The following is a 17,873-nucleotide window of genomic DNA, read 5'->3' as shown; positions in this document are numbered from 1 at the left end:
AGGATGGAAAAAGCCGCCGTCCAGAATATGCGAAACCAACTGGTTAGGTACTTATTGGACAGTCATCAGTCATAAAGGTTCAAGGATGTTTTTTTATTCTTTGAGATTCGATAACTTCTGAAGGGCAGCGGCCTCCCTGTTTCGCCAAAAATGAGTTTTAGCCCTCTGTGCCCGTCTGAAGTCAAAGGCTCTCGCTCTATCAAACCATTCCCTCCATTCTTGCTCACTTTTCCCCAGCATTCTGAGACAGTGCGCTTTTTGGGAAAAAGCTCCCGCACTCGGTGGGTATTTTTTCAGTGCCGATTCCACAAATTCCAGAGCCTTATGAAGGTTATCTTGTCCTGACTCCGGGTCATCCTGAATGATCTGCTCACAAGCCAGGCTGAAATAATGGACCGAGTTAGCCAGCAAAGTATTGGCACTTTCCGGATAGCGACTGATCATTTCCATAAATCCTTCTTGCCCGGTAGGTAACTTTAATATTGAGAGTTCAAATTCAATCGAATGATAGAATTCACAGCCACGCTCAAGCAGTCTTTTAGCCCGTCCAAATTTGCCTGTATTCTCCCAGCAGCGTGCCAGAGTCAGGTCAATCTCATGATTGCCAGAGGGCTTGCACAGGCTGTCTTCGTCGTCACCGGGCTGCTTACCACCCATGTTCAGCAACAGTCTTTCAGTCTGTTCAGGTTTATCCATCATCTCCCAGAGCATCGCCAGCGCCAGATCAATATCATGATTTCCACAAGGCTTGCAAAGGATCTCCTCACTGTCATGGGGGTCCTTGCCACTCATGTTAAGCAGCAGTCTTTCAGAGAGGTGATATTTGCCCGAGATCCCCCAGTGTCGCACCAGTGTCAGATCAATTTCCAGCTGCCAGCAGGGCTTGCACAGGATCTCATCACTGGCGCCGGGATGCTTGCGACTCATGTTCAACAGCAGCTTTTCAGCCAGTTCATATTTGCCCTTCAGTTCCCAAAATCGAACCAGAGCCAGGTTAATTTCGCGATTCTCAGAGAGCTTGCACAGTGCTTCCTCGCCGTCACCGGGGTGCTTTCCACTCATGTTCAGCAGTAGCTTTTCAGTTCGTATATATTTGTATTTCCTCTGCCAGACTAGTGCCAGAGAGAGATCAATGTCATGATGCCCACAGGGCTTGCACAGTTCTTCCTCGCTGTCACCGGGGCGCTTTCCACTCATGTTCAGCAGTAGCTTTTCAGCCAGCTCAAGTTTGTCCATTTCTTCCCAGGTTCGCACCAGAGCCATGTCAATGGCACGATGGCCAGTGGGGCGACACAGAATCTCCTCACTGTCATCGGGATGCTTGCGACTCATGTTCAGCAGCAGCTTCTCAGCGCGCCCACGCTTGCCCAACCCCCGCCAGATAAACGTCAGAGCCAGATCAACGTCTTTACGATCAGATCGCCTGCAGAGGACGTCCTCATCGTCATCGGGGTGCTTGCCAATGATGCCGAGCATCAGAAGTTCAGCCTTTTGATGTTTGTCCATCAACTGCCAGAGTCGCATCAGGGTCATGTTGACGGTATCGAGGTATTTACGCAGTTTTGATATAGCAGGAGAATACGGTTTTGACTGCAGGTTTTTAGTCAGTTCTGTCTTTAAGTTCAGTAACAATGTTTCAGCCAGAGTGTATTTGCCCATAAGCTGCCACAGTCGTGCATTACTAATATCTGCGGCATAATAGTGAGAAGGTTCGCACAGGACTCTCTCATTGGCATCGCGCATTTTTTTTCTCAGTCTCAACAGTCGGGTTTCGGCATCAAGGTATCTTCCAAGTGCTTCTTCACAGAGGCTCAGGCACAGATCAAGGTGACTAATGGTCGAAGCTCCGAACCTGTTAAGTTTTCCATCTAACCTGAGTTCTTCCAGAATAGAGCAGGCTTCTATCTGTTTTTCGCGGGTTTGCTCATTTAGAGATCTTGCAAGCCCTATGGTTGCTTCCTGCTTGTCGAACCGGTTCGGTATGCCATGTTTGCCGTTTAAGATGGCCCGGAATGCTTTTTCTGCAGCTGTGAAATTTTGATTGTTGAGCATCGCGAAAGCGCTATCGATCGCTTTTTTAAGCGCCTCAGGAGGGCAGGTCTTCGCCTGAAAGGTCCGGGGAGTAGAACTCTGGTATGCAGTTGCTTGCCTTGAGGGTCTGTTCGAATGTTGACGAACACCTTCTGGAAGTTGAGTCGGTGGATTGAGAGGTTTAGCTTGCCGATTTGAGGTAGATGGAGGCTTTTTTGCCGCATCGGCATAGGAAACTGGCGCACAATATTGAGGCGATTGCGATGTCTCAGTGCCCGAACTGGCTGGAGCGCTGGTTGAAGGTGTTGGCCCGTAACTCATAATGATGTAGATTCCTTGAAAATCTATGCTGTTGGACAGTCATCAGTCATAAAGGTTCAAAGAAGTTTTTTTATTCTTTGAGATTGATAACTTCTGAAGGGCAGCGGCTTCCCTGTTTCGCCAAAAATCAGTTTTACTCCTCTGCAATCGGTTGGGGTCAAGGAAGTTGGTTTTTTGGAACCATTGCTTCCATTCTTTCTCGCTGGCACCCATCATTCTGAGACAATGCGCTTTTTGCGAAAAAGCGCCTGCACTCGGGGGGTACTTTTCTAATGCTGATTCAACAAGCTCTAGCGCCTTGTTTAAGTTATCTTTTCCTGACCCCGGGACGTCCTCTGCTATTTGCTCACATGCCAGTCTGAAATAATGGATCGAGCAAGTCAGCAGGGTATTAGCACTCTCCGGATACCTGCTGATCATTGCCAAAAATCCTGCTTGCCCGGCAGATAAGCTCAACAGTGATAATTCACACTCACTCGAAGGGTATAAATCACAGCAGCGTGTGATCAGTTCTTTAGCCCATTCATATTTGCCAATTCTCTGCCAGTGTCGTACCAGTGTCAGATCTATAACATTATTCCCGCAAGGCATGCACAGATGGTCGTCACTGTCATCGGGGTGCTTGTTACTCATGTTCAGCAATAGCCTTTCGGCCAGATAATGTTTGTCCATTAACTCCCAAAGTCGCGCCAGAGCCAGGTCAATGAAATGATTCCCGCAAGGTTTGCACAGGCTGTCTTCGCTGGCATTGGGGTGCTTGCCACTCATGTTCAGTAACAGTCTTTCAGTCAGGTAATATTTGTCCATTGACTCCCAAAGTCGCGCCAGAGCCAGGTCAATGAGATGATTACCGCAAGGTTTGCAGAGGCTGCCTTCATCGGCATCGGGATGCTTGCCACTCACGTTCAGTAACAGCTTTTCAGTCAGGTAATATTTGTCCATTAACTCCCAGTGTCTCGCCAGGGACAGGTCAACGGCATGATTTCCACAGGGCCTGCACAGTTCTTCCTCACAGGCACAAAAGTACTTACCACTCATGTTCAGCAGCAACTTCTCAGACAGTTGATATTTGCTCGTATTTTGCCAGAGTCGCACCCGAGCCAGGTCGATGTCTTGATTCCCGGAAGGTTTGCACAGGGTGTCTTCATCGGCATCGTCTTCATCGGCATTGTCTTCATCGCCATTGTGCTGCATGCCAATCATATTCAGCAGTAGCCTCTCGGACAGTTTATTTTTACCGATACGTAGCCAGAGTCGCACCCGAGCCATATCAATGTCATGATTTCCTGAAGGCCTGCACAGGCTGTCTTCATCGGCATTGGGATGTAGGCCAATCATGTTCAGTAGCAGCCTTTCAGAGCGTTCATGTTTGCCCATTAGCTGCCCGAGTCGGATCCGGGTCAGGTCAATTTCCTGATTCCCACAAGGTTTGCAAAGGCTGTCTTCACTGGCATCCGGGTGCGTGCCGCACAGGTTAAGGAGCAGTCTTTCAGCCAGTTGATATTTGCCCGCCAGCTCCCAATGTCGCACCAGAGTGAGGTCGATAATAGGATGCCCAGAGGGCTTGCAAAGGCTGTCTTCACTGTCATGAGGATGCTTGTGGCTCATGTTTAGCAGCAGTCTTCCAGACAGTTCATGTTTGTCCATATCCTGCCAGAGGCGAACCTGAGCCAGATCAATAATATGATTTCCGGAGGGCTTGCACAGGTAGTCACAACTCTCATCGGGGTGCTTGCCACAAGTGCTCAGCAGCAGTCTTTCAGCCAGCTTATGTTTGCCCATAATGATCCATAGTCTTGCCAGAGCCAGGTCAATGTTATGATCTCCTGTGGGCCTGCAGAGAATGTGCTCAGTGTCCTCAGGATGCTTTTTGCTCATTTTCAGCAGCAGTCTTTCGGCCTGTTTGTGTTTACCCATATCCTGCCAGAGACGCACCAGAGCCAGGTTGATGTCATCATGGGCGGAGGGCTTGCAGAGAATGTCCTCACTGTCATCGGGATGTTTGCCCATCATATCCAGCAGCAGGCTCTCAGACAGTTGGAATTTTTCCAGATGCTGCCAGAGTCGAGCCAGAGTCAAATTTACGGTGTGGAGTTTTCTGCGCAAGTTTTTTACATCATATGGATTCAACAGCAGGCTATTAATCAGCCCTGCTCTCATGTTCAGCAGGAGTTTTTCAGACAGTGAGTATTTGTGTAAATGTTGCCATACCAGGGCCATAGTAATATCTGCGTCAAAATTGCCAGAAAGCGCACACAGGGCATTTTCATTATCATTGAGCCTTTTGTGTCTCAACGTCAAAAGTCGTGCTTCTGCGTTCAGTTGCAAACCAATTTTCTCTTCACAAAGGCTCAGGGTCAGATCAAGGTTATGAATGGTTGAAGCCCCAAATGCATTAAGCGGTCCTTTTGATCTGAGTTGTTTCAGAATATTGCAGGCTTCTATCTGTTTGTTAACTGTTTGCTCTTTTAGCGACCTTGCAAGCCCTATGATTATGTCTCGATAACCGAACTGGTTTTCTATGCCCTGGTTTTCGCTTAAGAGGGTCCGGAATATTTCTTCTGCTTTTATGAAATTTTGTTTTTTTAGTGCTTCGTAAGCGTTATCAACCTTCATTGCAGTTTCTTTGGAATAATTTTTCCTCCTCTGTTTTTGAAACGTCTGAGGAGGAATGTTCTGGCCTGCAGTCGTTTGTGGGTATCTGACAGATAAGGGTGTGTCCGGACTTTGCTTAACCTGTTCAGAGCGTGGAATAAACGGTTCTGCATTCGGATTTAAGGAAGATTTATTCGCTTCAGGCGTTGCTGCCGGAGCGCTGGAACTGACCGCAGTGCCGGTCGTCGGTGTTGGTCCATATGCCATAGAACTATTACATTTTTGTAAAACGGTGCTCCTTGGACAGCAAACGGACATTAAAGTTCATGGTTGTTCGTCTATATTGAGAGCCTGCAAGGTTTGCACTTTCCGGATAGCGGCTCATCATTTCCATAAATCCTTCTTGCCCGGCAGATGGGCTTAAGTTATCAGGCATATCAGGGGTGTCTGTTTACTCTTTGAGATCCCGTAACTTTTGAAGAGCAGAGGATTCTTTGCTTCGCCAAAAATCAGTTTTACTCCTATGCAATCGGTTGGAGTTAAGGAAGTTGGCTTTTTGGAACCATTGCTTCCATTCTTTCTCGCTGGCACCCATCATTCTGAGACAATGCGCTTTTTGCGAATAAGCGCCTGCACTGGGGGGGTACTTTTCCAATGCTGATTCAACAAGCCCGAGCGCCTTGTTTAAGTTATCTTTTCCTGACCCCGGGACGCCCTCTGTTATTTGCTCACATGCCAGTCTGAAATAATGGATCGAGCAAGTCAGCAGGGTATTAGCATTCTCCGGATACCTGCTGATCATTTCCAAAAATCCTGCTTGCCCGGCAGATAAACTCAACAGTGCTAATTCACACTCACTCGAAGGGTATACATCACAGCAGCGTGTGATCAGTTCTTTAGCCCATTCATATTTGCCGGTTCTCTGCCAGAGTCGAACCAGTGTCTGATCTATAAGATAATTCCCGCAAGGCATGCACAGACGATCGTCACTGTCATCGGGGTGCTTGCTACTCATGTTCAGCAATAGCTTTTCGGCCAGATAATGCTTGTCCATTAACTCCCAAAGTCGCGCCAGAGCCAGGTCAATGAAATGATTCCCGCAAGGTTTGCACAGGCTGCCTTCGTCGGCATCGGGGGGCTTGCCACTCATGTTCAGTAACAGCCTTTCAGTCAGGTAATGTTTGTCCATGAACTCCCAAAGTCGTGCCAGGGAGAGGTCAGTGAGATGATTTCCACAGGGCCTGCAGAGTTCCTCCTCACTGGCACATAAGTACTTACCACTCATGTTCAGCAGCAGCCTCTCAGACAGTTCATATTTGCTCATATTTTGCCAGAGTCGTACCCGAGCCAGATCAATGTCATGATTCCCGGAAGGTTTGCACAGGGTGTCTTCATCGGCATCGGGCTGCAGGCCAATCATATTCAGCAGCAGCCTCTCGGACAGTTCATGTTTGCTGATACCTTGCCAGAGTCGCACCCGAGCCATATCAATGTCATGATTCCCTGAAGGCTCGCACAGGCTGTCTTCATCGGCATTGGGGTGCAGGCCAATCATATTCAGTAGCAGCCTTTCAGACCGTTCATGTTTGCCCATTAGCTGCCCGAGTCGCATCCGGGCCAGATCAATTTCCTGATTCCCACAAGGTTTGCAAAGGCTGTCTTCACTGGCATCCGGGTGCGTGCCACACAGGTTAAGCAGCAGTCTCTCAGCCAGTTGATATTTGCCCTCCAGCTCCCAATGTCGCACCAGAGTGATGTCGATAATAGGATACCCAGAGGGCTTGCACAGGCTGTCCTCACTGTCATGAGGATGCTTGTGGCACAGGTTCAGCAGCAGTCTTCCAGACAGTTCATGTTTGTCTATTTCCTGCCAGAGGCGTACCAGAGCCAGATCAATAACATGATGCCCGGAGGGCTTGCACAGGTACTCCCAACTCTCATCGGGCTGCTTGCCACAAGTGCTCAGCAGCAATCTTTCAGCCAGCTTATGTTTGCCAATAATTATCCATAATCTTGCCAGAGCCAGGTCAATGTCATGATCCCCAGAGGGTCGGCAGAGAATGACCTCAGTGTCCTCAGGATGCTTTTTGCTCATTTTCAGCAGCAGTGTTTCGGCCTGTTTATGTTTACCCATATCCTGCCAGAGAAACACCAGAGCCAAATTAACGAGATGGAGGTGTCTGTGCAATTTTTGTACATCGTATGGATTCAACAGCAGGCTATTAATCAGCTCTGCTCTCATGTTCAGCAGGAGTTTTTCAGACAGCGAGTATTTGTGTAAATGTTGCCATACCCGGGCCATAGCAATATCTGCGTCAAAATTGCCAGAAAGCGCACACAGGGCATTTTCATTATCATTAAGCCTTTTGTTTCTCAACATCAAAAGTCGTGCTTCCGCGTTCAGTTGCAAACCAATTTTCTCTTCACAAAGGCTCAGGGTAAGATCAAGGTTATGAATAGTCGAAGCCCCAAATGCATTAATCGGTCTTTCTGATCTGAGTTGATTCAGAATATTGCAGGCTTCTATCTGTTTGTTAACCGTTTGCTCTTTTAGCGACCTTGCAAGCCCTATGATTATGTCTTGATAGCCGAACTGACTTTGTATGCCCTGGTTTTCGCTTAAGAGGGTCCGGAATATTTCTTCTGCTTTTATGAAATCTTGTTTTTTTAGTGCTTCGTAGGCCTTACCAACCTTCATTGCAGTTTCATCGGAATAATCTTTTATCCTCTGTTTTTGAAACGTATGAGGAGCGATGTTCTGGACTGCAGTCGTTTGTGGGTATCTGACAGATAGGGGTGCTTGCGGACCTTGCTTAACCTGTTCAGAGCGTGGAATAAAGGGTTCTGCATTCGGGTTTAAGGAAGATTTACTCGCTTGGGGTGTCGTAAATGTCGGAGCGCTGGAACTGACCGTGGCGCTGTTGGTTGATGTTGGTCCGTATGTCATTGCAATACATCTCTGTAAAACTGTGCTCCTTGGACAGCAAACGGACATTAAAGTTCATGGTTGTTCGTCTATATTGAGAGCCTGCAAGGTATTCGCACTTTTCGGATAGCGGCTCATCATACCCATAAATCATTCTTGTCCGGCAGATAGGCCTGAGTCATCAGGCATAAAGATTCAAGGATGTCTGTTTACTCTTTGAGATTCGATAACTTCTGAAGGGCAGCGGCTTCTTTGCTTCGCCAAAAATCAGTTTTACTCCTCTGCAATCGGTTGGGTTCAAGGAAGTTGGCTTTTTGGAACCATTCCTTCCATTCTTTCTCCCTGGCCCCCATCATTCTGAGACAATGCGCTTTTTGCGAACAAGCGCCTGCACTCGGGGAGTACTTTTCCAATGCTGATTCAACAAGCTCGAGCGCCTTGTTTAAGTTATCTTTTCCTGACTCCGGGACGCCCTCTGTTATTTGCTCACATGCCAGCCTGAAATAATGGATCGAGCAAGTCAGCAGGGTATTAGCATTCTCCGGGTGCCTGCTGATCATTTCCAAAAATCCTGCTTGCCCGGCAGATAATCTCAACAGTGCTAATTCACACTCACTCGAAGGGTATACATCACAGCAGCGTGTGATCAGTTCTTTTGCCCATTCATATTTGCCGATTCTCTGCCAGAGTCTTACCAGTGCCAGATCTATATGATGATTCCCGCAAGGCATGCACAGACGATCGTCACTGTCATCGGGGTGCTTGCTACTCATGTTCAGCAATAGCTTTTCGGCCAGATAATTTTTATCCATGAACTCCCAAAGTCGCGCCAGAGACAGGTCTATGAGATGATTCCCGCAAGGTTTGCACAGGCTGCTTTCGTCGGCATTGGGGTGCTTGCCACTCATGTTCAGTAACAGTCTTTCAGTCAGGTAATCTTTGTTCATGAACTCCCAAAGTCGCGCCAGGGACAGGTCAGTGAGATGATTTCCACAGGGCCTGCAGAGTTCCTCCTCACTGGCACATAAGTACTTACCACTCATGTTCAGCAGCAGCCTCTCAGACAGTTCATATTTGCTCTTATCTTGCCAGAGTCGCACCCGAGCCAGATCAATCTCATGATTCCCGGAAGGTTTGCACAGGCTGTCTTCATCGGCATCGGGCTGCAGGCCAATCATATTCAGCAGCAGCCTCTCGGACAGTTCATCTTTGCCGATAACTTGCCAGACTCGCACCCGGGCCATATCAATGTCATGATTCCCTGAAGGCCTGCACAGGCTGTCTTCATCGGCATTGGGGTGCAGGCCAATCATATTCAGTAGCAGCCTTTCAGAGCGTTCATGTTTGCCCATTAGCTGCCCGAGTCGCATCCGGGCCAGATCAATTTCCTGATTCCCACAAGGTTTGCAAAGGCTGTCTTCACTGGCATCCGGGTGTGTGCCACACAGGTTAAGCAGCAGTCTTTCAGCCAGTTGATATTTGCCCTCCAGCTCCCAATGTCGCACCAGAGCGATGTCGATAATAGGATGCCCAGTGGGCTTACACAGGCTGTCTGCACTGTCATGAGGATGCTTGTGGCACATGTTCAGCAGCAGTCTTTCAGACAGTTCATGTTTGTCCATTTCCTGCCAGAGGCGTACCTGAGCCAGATCAATAACATGATGCCCGGAGGGCTTGCAGAGGTAGTCCCAACTCTCATCGGGGTGCTTGCCACAAGTGCTCAGCAGCAGTCTTTCAGCCAGCTTATGTTTGCCCATAATTATCCATAATCTTGCCAGAGCCAGGTCAATGTCATGATCCCCAGAGGGCCGACAGAGAATGTCCTCAGTGTCCTCAGGATGCTTTTTGCTCATTTTCAGCAGCAGTCTTTCGGACTGTTTATGTTTCCCCATATCCTGCCAGAGACGCACCAGAGCCAGGTTGATGTCATCATGGGCGGAGGGCTTGCAGAGAATGTCCTCACTGTCATCGGGATGTTTGCCCATCATTTCCAGCAGCAGGCCCTCAGACAGTTGGAATTTTTGCATAAGCTGCCAGAGTCGAATCAGAGCCAAATTTACGAGATGGAGGTGTCTGCGCAATTTTTCTACATCGTATGGATTCAACAGCAGGCTATTAATCAGCGCTGCTCTTATGCTCAACAGGAGTTTTTCAGACAGCGACCATTTGTGTAAAAATTGCCATATTCGGGCCATGTTAATGTCTGCGTCAAAATTGTCAGAAATCGCACACAGGGCATTTTCATTATCATTGAGCCTTTTGTTTCTCAACATCAAAAGTCGTGCTTCCGCGTTCAGTTGCAAACCAATTTTCTCTTCACAAAGGCTCAGGGTCAGATCAAGGTTATGAATGGTCGAAGCCCCAAATGCATTAAGCGGTCCTTCTGATCTGAGTTGATTCAGAATATTGCAGGCTTCTATCTGTTTGTTAACCGTTTGCTCTTTTAGCGACCTTGCAAGCCCTATGATTATGTCTTGATAGCCGAACTGACTTTGTATGCCCTGGTTTTCGCTTAAGAGGGTCCGGAATATTTCTTCTGCTTTTATGAAATTTTGTTTTTTTAGTGCTTCGTAAGCGTTATTAACCTTCATTGCAGTTTCTTTGGAATAATTTTTTATCCTCTGTTTTTGAAACGTCTGAGGAGTGATGTTCTGGCCTGCAGTCGTTTGTGGGTATCTGACAGATAAGGGTGTGTCCGGACTTTGCTTAACCTGTTCAGAGCGTGGAATAAACGGTTCTGCATTCGGGTTTAAGGAAGATTTACTCGCTTCAGGTGTTGCTGCCGGAGCGCTGGAACTGACCGCAGTGCCGGTCGTCGGTGTTGGTCCATATGCCATAGAACTATTACATTTTTGTAAAACTGTGCTCCTTGGACAGCAAACGCTCATTAAAGTTCATGGTTGTTCGTCTATATTGAGAGCCTGCAAGGTTCGCACTTTCCGGATAGCGACTCATCATGTCCATAAATCCTTCTTGCCCGGCAGGCTGGCCTGAGTCATCAGGCATAAAGGTTCAAAAATGTCTGTTTACTCTTTGAGATCCCATAACTTCTGAAGAGCAGCGGATTCTTTGCTTCGCCAAAAATCAGTTTTACTCTTTTGTAATCGGTTGGGGTCAAGGAGGTTGGCTTTTTGGAACCATTCCTTCCATTCTTTCTCGCTGGCACCCATCATTCTGAGACAATGCGCTTTTTGCGAACAAGCGCCTGCACTTGGGGGGAACTTTGCCAATGCTGATTCAACAAGCTCGAGCGCCTTGTTTAAGTTATCTTTTACTGACCCCGGGACGTCCTCTGTTATTTGCTCACATGCCAGTCTGAAATAATGGATCGAGCAAGTCAGCAGGGTATTGGCATTCTCCGGTTGCCTGCTGATCATTTCCAAAAATCCTGCTTGCCCGGCAGATAATCTCAACAGTGCTAATTCACACTCACTCGAAGAGTATATATCACAGCAGCGTGTGATCAGTTCTTTTGCCCATTCATATTTGCCGATTCTCTGCCAGAGTCGTACCAGTGCCAGATCTATATGATGATACCCGCAAGGCATGCACAGACGATCGTCACTGTCATCGGGATGCTTGCTACTCATGTTCAGCAAGAGTCTTTCAGACAGGTACAGTTTGTCTGTTTCCTCCCAATGTCGCGTTATAGTCAGGTCTAGTTCCAGATTTCCACAGGGGCTGCATCGTTCTTCCTCAGTGGCATAGAGGTGAGTACCTCTCATGTTCAGCAGCAGGCTTTCAGCTAATTTATTTTTTCCCGTTATCTCCCAGAGTCGAACCAGGGCCAGATCAGCTTCATGATTCCCGGAAGGCGTGCAGAGCCTGTCTTCATCGGCATTGGGATGCTTGTGACTTATGTTCAACAGCAGCCTCTCAGACAGTTCATATTTGTTCATATTTTGCCAGATTCGTGCCTGACACACGTCAATGCTATGATTCCCGGAAGGCGAGCAAAGGGTGTCTTCATCGGCATTGGGGGGCTTGCCTCTCATATTCAGTATCAGTCTCTCAGACCATTCATATTTGCCCATCAGCTGCCAGAGTCGCATACGGGTGAGGTCAATTTCCTGATTCTCACCAGGAGTGCAAAGGGTGTCTTCACTGGCATTTGGGTCTATACCACACATGTTGAGCAGCAGTCTTTCAGTGAGGTTATATTTGCCCGCCAGCTCCCAATGTCGTGCCAGAGTGATGTCGATAACATGATTTCCAAAGGGCTTGCACAGGGTGTCTTCACTGTCATCGGGATGCTTGTGGCTCATGTTCAGCAGCAGTCTTTCAGACAGTTCATGTTTGTCCATATCCTGCCAGAGACGCAGCAGAGCCAGATCAATGACATGTTGCCCACATGGCCTGCAAAGGATGTCCGAACTCATACCAAGGTGCTTGCCACTCATATTCAGCAGCAGTCTCTCAGCCCGATCATATCTACCCATCTTCTGCCAAAGCCGCACCAGAGCCAGATCAATTTTACGATGATCAGAGGGGGTGCAAATAATCTCCTCACTGGCATAAGGAGGCTTGTTACTCAGGCTCAGCAGCAGTCTTTCAGATTGATAATTTTTGTCCATCACGTTCCAGAGTCTTGCCAGCGCCAGTTTAATGTCATGATGACAGGGACGGTGCAGGAACTCCTCACTGCCATTGGGGGCTATACCAATCATGCTCAACAGCAGACCTTCAGCCCATTCATTTTTACCTCTCTCCTGCCAGAATATTGCCAGAGTCATATTAACTGTATGGAGGTTTTTATGCAGTTTTTGTAAGGCGTAAGCGGATCGGACCGACCGTAAATTAATAGTCAACACTGATCGCATGTTGAGCAGCAATGTTTCAGTCAGTGTGTGTTTTTCCATAACCTGCCACAGCTTGCTATTAGCCATATCAGCGTCAAAATTGTCAGAAGGCTGACAGAGGCTCGCCTCATCAGCATCGGGATTTATGTTTCTCAGTCTCAAAAGTCGTGCTTCAGCATCAAGGTACCTTCCAAGTGCCATTTCACATTGACTCAGGGTCAGATCAAGGTTTTTAATGGTTGAAGCCTTGAGCGCGGTGAGCTTTCCTTTCAACCTGAGTTTTTCCAGAAGATCGCAGGCTTCTCTCTTTTTTTCATAAGTTTGCTCTTTTAGCGATCTTGCAAGCCCTATGGTTGTGTTCTGCTCTTCTAACAGGGTCAGCTTGCCCTGGTTTTCGTTTAAGATGGCCCGGAATGTTGCTTCTGCATTTATGAAGTCCTTACCTTTTAATGTATCGAAACCGCTACTGATCTTTTCTTTAATCGCTCGTTGAGTAGCTTCAGGGCGAGAGCTATTTGCTCTTTGGCCAAACCTCCGGGGAGTAAACGTTGGGTATTCAGTCGCTTGTCGGCGCCCGATATCTGGAGGTGTGTTCGTACATTCCTGAACACCTTGAGCACGTGGCATAAACGGTCGAGCTTCCGGGTTTAAGTCAGATTTACGCTTTGGTGCATTATCGGTACTTGAACCTGACGAATAATACCGTGATGGTTGCGATGTCGAAGTGGTACTTGAACTGGCGGCATGGGTTGTTGTTGGTAATCCGTAACTCATAGCAATAGAACATCCAAAGAAATCTATGCCATTCGACAGTAAACAGGCATAAAAGTTCATGGTTATCCAGTCCGGAGTTCTTGATTCCGCTATTTCTCTGGAGTGTGAGTACCTTGCAACTAGCGGAAATTACTCTTGGCAAATACCTGTAATGCAGATTTAACAGCTGCAACTTCCGGATAACGTTCTAATTCCGGAGGACAATAAAATGATAAATGTACCCGAAGCGCGTTAGCCAGTTCATTAACATTGAGTTGCACCAACTGACCACTTTGCAACAAAGGCGCAGCTAAAGAGTGCTCCAGGATCGCCCACCCGTCTTCAAGCAGTAGAGTCAGTAGTACATCATTATTACTCACTAAGCATACATGGGTAGAAATGGAATAAAGTTCAGGATTACTATTATGGTGGTTTTCGCTTAAGTATTGCGTGGCCAGTTCAAGCTCATCCATTTGAATACAATCTCGCTTTGCCAGTGCGTGCTCAGGATGACAATAAAAACCGTGTTCACTGGTACCCAGATTAATAAAACTGAAGGTACGCTCAGGCATGTTTCTAAGCCGGCTTTGCATAATGGCAACACAATGCTGGTTGCTCACTAACGCGTCCAGCGTCTCATCCCGGTTTCGATGCAACCAATGCAGGCGCAACATCGGAAACTGATCCCTGACTGATTGATTAACCACTCTTATCAAGCTATTGGGTACCAGGTTGTCATGGTAAACAATCAGAGATTCAAGTGCCTGTTTGTAGCTGTCGATCATTCGGCGATAGAGAAGATTACTGTTTTTAACCAGCACCTTTGCTTGACGATAGAGGGCATCAGCTTCGTTTGTTGCCACGGCTTTCTTTCCCTCAATGGCAAACAAACGGATTGCAAAACTGTCTTCTAACGCCTTCACTTGCTCACGAATGGTGGTTCTGTCTTTGTGCAGTTTCTTTGCTGCTTTGCTGTAGCTGGCTTCTTCAAACGTGGCGCAAAATGCGGCTAAGTGCTCGTATGAGAACATTTATCTTTCTCCTGCTGCCCATAAAAAATGAATGTAATTGCCCATCATAATGCATTTATCATGGCCGTTTAATATTGCTATTTTTTGCATCTTGCCTTTTGGTGGAGTGGTTAACCCGGGGATGCTCTGCCTTTTTCATTGACGGTTTGTAATATGAAAAATATCTTCAAAGTTTCCGCATTAACTGTGTCCTTATCCATCCTGGCAGGGTGCTCAATCGGAGGGGGTCCAGATGAGTCTGTTACCAGCCCCATCACTGTATTTGTCTCCAATGACATCATTACCCTCTCAGAGACCATTAAAGACAAACCCACCGCCATTGCAGTTCAGGACGGGAAGGTTATCAATATCGGCCATCAGGAAGCGTTGATAGAAGCCTACAAAAACGAAAGTAATCTGGTGGTAGATACACAATACATCGATAAAACGATTCTGCCGGGTTTTGTCGAGCCTCATATGCATATCTGGATGAGCAGTATGTTACTGAGTATGGATTTCATCACCCCCGCAGACTGGGCATTCCCCTGGGGGTATGTGAATGGTGTCCAAAATGAGAAAGCCTACTTTGACCAGCTTACTCGACTGGAACAGTCTCTGCCTGAGGACGAACCTCTTATTACCTGGGGATATCACAACTATTTTCATGGTCAGAACATGAGCAAAAAGGCCTTGAATAAGCTCTCCGAAACCCGGCCAATCATTGTATGGCACCGTAGCTTTCACGAGGTTTATTTTAACGATGCTGCCCTTAAGATGCTGGGCTGGAAGGAAACGGATTGGAAGAAAAAACAAATATCCCAGCTTAATTGGGATAAAGGTCATGCCTACGAGACGGGTCTGAAAGCGATCATGAACGAGCTCTTTATGTATTTCTTTGACTCGGGACGATTTGCCAAAGGGGTTAAACGCACCAAAGACTATGTCCATTCAGGTGGTATCACCACGGTGATTGACCCGGGTGTCCTGCTCTCTGCGCAGATGTATAACGAAATGGTGGATGTCTTGACCAATGATACCTTTCCGATGGACTACTGGTTGATTCCGGCAGGCAATTTCACCTACATGCTATCGCAAAATGATGCCGAAAAAGGCAAAGCCATGGCAGAACAACAAACCCGGACCTACAAAGAATCTGACCAAATCAATTGGCTGCCAAAGTACGTCAAATTATTTTCTGACGGGGCAATGTATAGCCAGTTAATGCATATGAAAGATGGCTATACCGATGGCCACAAAGGCGAATGGATCCAAAAACCGGAAGAACTCGAAGACAGCATGAGGCCTTACTGGTACGACGATTACACGGTTATTGTCCATGCAAATGGTGACCTCGGGTTTGAAACCGCTATCGATATTGTTGAAACGCTAAACAATGAAGCGCCCAGAGAAGATCACCGAACCGGATACCACCACCTGGGCTTTACCGGCAAAGACGATATTACCCGAGCCGTTGACCAGGGCGCCAACTTCAGCGTTAATCCTTACTACACCCACATACTGGGTGAGCTTTATAGCGTGCACGGAATCGGGAAAGAGCGGGCGGAAACCATGTCCCGTGGCCAATCGTTCATTGATGCAGGCGGTGTACTTTCCCTACACTCTGATGCACCCATGGCACCGGCGCAGCCACTGAGCCTGGCTTGGGCAGCAGTTAACCGCTTAGGCTTATCCGGCAGTAGAACACTTGGGCCTCTGGAGCGGATCAGTGTCGAAGAAGCACTCAAGGCCATCACTATCAACGCGGCCTATACTGCCCGCTTAGAAAACCAGATTGGCACCATTGATGTCGGGAAGTACGCCAACTTCACTGTATTGGACGAGAGCCCGTTTGAAGTCGATCCGAAAGATCTGAACAAGATCACCGTCTCAGCCACAGTCTACCGGGGAGAGCCTGCGCCGGTTAAACACAGTAATGCCGGTCTGGATATGACCTTTCGCTCCCACAAGGCAGTGAGAGTAATTAATAGGCTTTCAGCCAGAGATGGTTCAGGGGATTTCTGCACCACCAGTATTGAGATGCAGCGCAGTGCGCTGGGAGTGGTAGAGCATTAACTGAACCATAAGGCTCCAATATCACCAGGCTGCTGTACCGGGTGCCCTGCGCGAGCGGGTAAGGGTATTCCCCTGCCTGGTATTTAAGCCGATTTGGCGCAGGCTTAATCGGACAATAGTGGTAATTCAGCGGAAATCGCCATGGAACATTCATGTTTGCGTTTCATGTAGAGCTGTGCAGTATTGTCCCAGATGACGTCTGCAAAGATACTTTTGTCAAGGTTGTCGTCTACCTGACATTTTATGGAATAGGCCTCAGAAGGTTTGGCAGTCCCCCATGGAATCTTGTAATAGTCACCATTAGCGCTTCTTGTCCATAAATTCTCTATTAGCGATGTATCATCACTCTCTGTTGATTCGCCAAAGGTGGCTGAAAATAAAAGACCCTCCTCTGAACGCAGAGAAAAAGTGTCGTTCCCATTTACTTTTTTGACAGTCATTGAGCCATAAGATGTATTGTATTTGTCGAAATATTTGAGAACATATTTCATTTTCAATGAATCAGTATGTGCTTTGATTGCCAGATATGAGCCTTTGCTGAGTTCCAGCATCCAGATAGCCTCGGTGTAAACTAATTGAAAGAAGTTAGGCAATGGAATCTTGAAGGCGCTATCAATGTTAATGGTGACCACCAGCATAGCGCAGCTTACTCGTTCCGGTGAGTCTGCCGACGACACGAATTGAAAAGCCTCACCGGCCAGCTCAATAGCCTTGTCCCGGGGAACGGAGCCTTTTATAAAGAATCCCACATACTCACTGCCCACAAAAGAATACCCAGGTTCCGGTTCAACCTTGTCTTTTGATACCGAAGGGGCGCTTGACGGGTTACATTCAGTCGCTGCCCCCGGGTCTTTATGACCCGAACATTCGTCAGCACAGGAGCCACTCACCTGCATGAGCAGAGAGACAAAAGCCAGTGCCAACAACTTGAAGAGCTGATAATAATGATAAAAAGCCAGACGAAACATAATGACAACACCAAAGTAAAATCATGAAGCGAGCTAAAGTCATTAGCGCGTGTAAATTGCTACACTGACCGACAGCTTTAAAGAGTAGACGATGATAAAAGTCAGAAGGTGTAGATTGGGTAAGATTCTTAATCTGCGAATTCGGTGGGGGTATTAGGAAAGGCTGGGCTTGTCGTCTGGTTTTCAGGCTCATGTTTGTTTTGTCAGACCCCGAACCTAAAAAAACAGTGGGTTCGTTGTTAAGTCAATGCCCTATTGACCATAACAAACGTGCAGCCTGTTCACTTGCTTTCAAAAACTACAGTGGGAGTTGGGGTTGAAAGGTTATGAACTGTTGATGTTTATCATGTTACTCATATAGCCTGCCCCTATAATGTGAAACTCTTGTCAGAAAGTG

10 protein-coding genes are annotated in these 17,873 nt (G+C 47.4%); 1 reads left to right on the top strand and 9 read right to left on the bottom strand.

Annotation, left to right across the window (positions count from 1 at the left end):
* Window positions 1–93 precede the first annotated feature (93 nt).
* The 8 genes from ACOJUN_RS25185 to ACOJUN_RS25150 all read right to left on the bottom strand — a co-directional run bounded on the left by ACOJUN_RS25185 (window position 94) and on the right by ACOJUN_RS25150 (window position 14,456).
* Entirely contained in the window at window positions 94–2,352 is a 2,259-nt protein-coding gene (locus ACOJUN_RS25185) for a hypothetical protein (protein ID WP_422134577.1), read from the bottom strand.
* Between the two features lie 42 nt (window positions 2,353–2,394).
* On the bottom strand, window positions 2,395–5,214 hold the full coding sequence (locus tag ACOJUN_RS25180) for a hypothetical protein (RefSeq protein WP_422134576.1): 2,820 nt from the start codon (window positions 5,212–5,214) through the stop codon (window positions 2,395–2,397).
* A 7-nt stretch (window positions 5,215–5,221) separates the two neighbouring features.
* Window positions 5,222–5,383, bottom strand: a complete 162-nt coding sequence (locus ACOJUN_RS25175; RefSeq protein ID WP_422134575.1) for a hypothetical protein — start codon at window positions 5,381–5,383, stop codon at window positions 5,222–5,224.
* Window positions 5,384–5,398: 15 nt separating this feature from the next.
* A complete protein-coding gene (locus ACOJUN_RS25170) occupies window positions 5,399–7,894 on the bottom strand; it encodes a PABP-interacting PAM2 motif-containing protein (protein ID WP_422134574.1) in 2,496 nt (831 codons plus the stop codon).
* A 188-nt stretch (window positions 7,895–8,082) separates the two neighbouring features.
* Window positions 8,083–10,710, bottom strand: coding sequence for a PABP-interacting PAM2 motif-containing protein (locus ACOJUN_RS25165; protein WP_422134573.1), 2,628 nt, complete (start codon window positions 10,708–10,710; stop codon window positions 8,083–8,085).
* 7 nt (window positions 10,711–10,717) lie between these two features.
* On the bottom strand, window positions 10,718–10,879 hold the full coding sequence (locus tag ACOJUN_RS25160; protein ID WP_422134572.1) for a hypothetical protein: 162 nt from the start codon (window positions 10,877–10,879) through the stop codon (window positions 10,718–10,720).
* A gap of 20 nt (window positions 10,880–10,899) precedes the next feature.
* A complete protein-coding gene (locus tag ACOJUN_RS25155) occupies window positions 10,900–13,446 on the bottom strand; it encodes a hypothetical protein (RefSeq protein ID WP_422134571.1) in 2,547 nt (848 codons plus the stop codon).
* 119 nt (window positions 13,447–13,565) lie between these two features.
* Window positions 13,566–14,456 (bottom strand): LysR family transcriptional regulator, encoded by an 891-nt coding sequence (locus ACOJUN_RS25150; protein ID WP_422134570.1) that lies wholly within the window; start codon window positions 14,454–14,456, stop codon window positions 13,566–13,568.
* 153 nt (window positions 14,457–14,609) lie between these two features.
* Between ACOJUN_RS25150 and ACOJUN_RS25145 the strand changes: the two genes are divergently transcribed.
* Window positions 14,610–16,508 carry an amidohydrolase gene (locus ACOJUN_RS25145; protein WP_422134569.1) on the top strand — a complete coding sequence of 633 codons (1,899 nt, stop codon included), beginning with the start codon at window positions 14,610–14,612 and terminating at the stop codon, window positions 16,506–16,508.
* Between the two features lie 104 nt (window positions 16,509–16,612).
* On the opposite strand, the gene ACOJUN_RS25140 is transcribed toward ACOJUN_RS25145, so the two are convergent.
* Window positions 16,613–17,476 carry a hypothetical protein gene (locus ACOJUN_RS25140; protein WP_422134568.1) on the bottom strand — a complete coding sequence of 288 codons (864 nt, stop codon included), beginning with the start codon at window positions 17,474–17,476 and terminating at the stop codon, window positions 16,613–16,615.
* Window positions 17,477–17,873 lie beyond the last annotated feature (397 nt).

This window comes from Endozoicomonas sp. ALD040, assembly GCF_049275945.1.
Classification (GTDB): domain Bacteria; phylum Pseudomonadota; class Gammaproteobacteria; order Pseudomonadales; family Endozoicomonadaceae; genus Endozoicomonas_A.
This window is presented reverse-complemented; position numbering and strand designations above follow the sequence as displayed.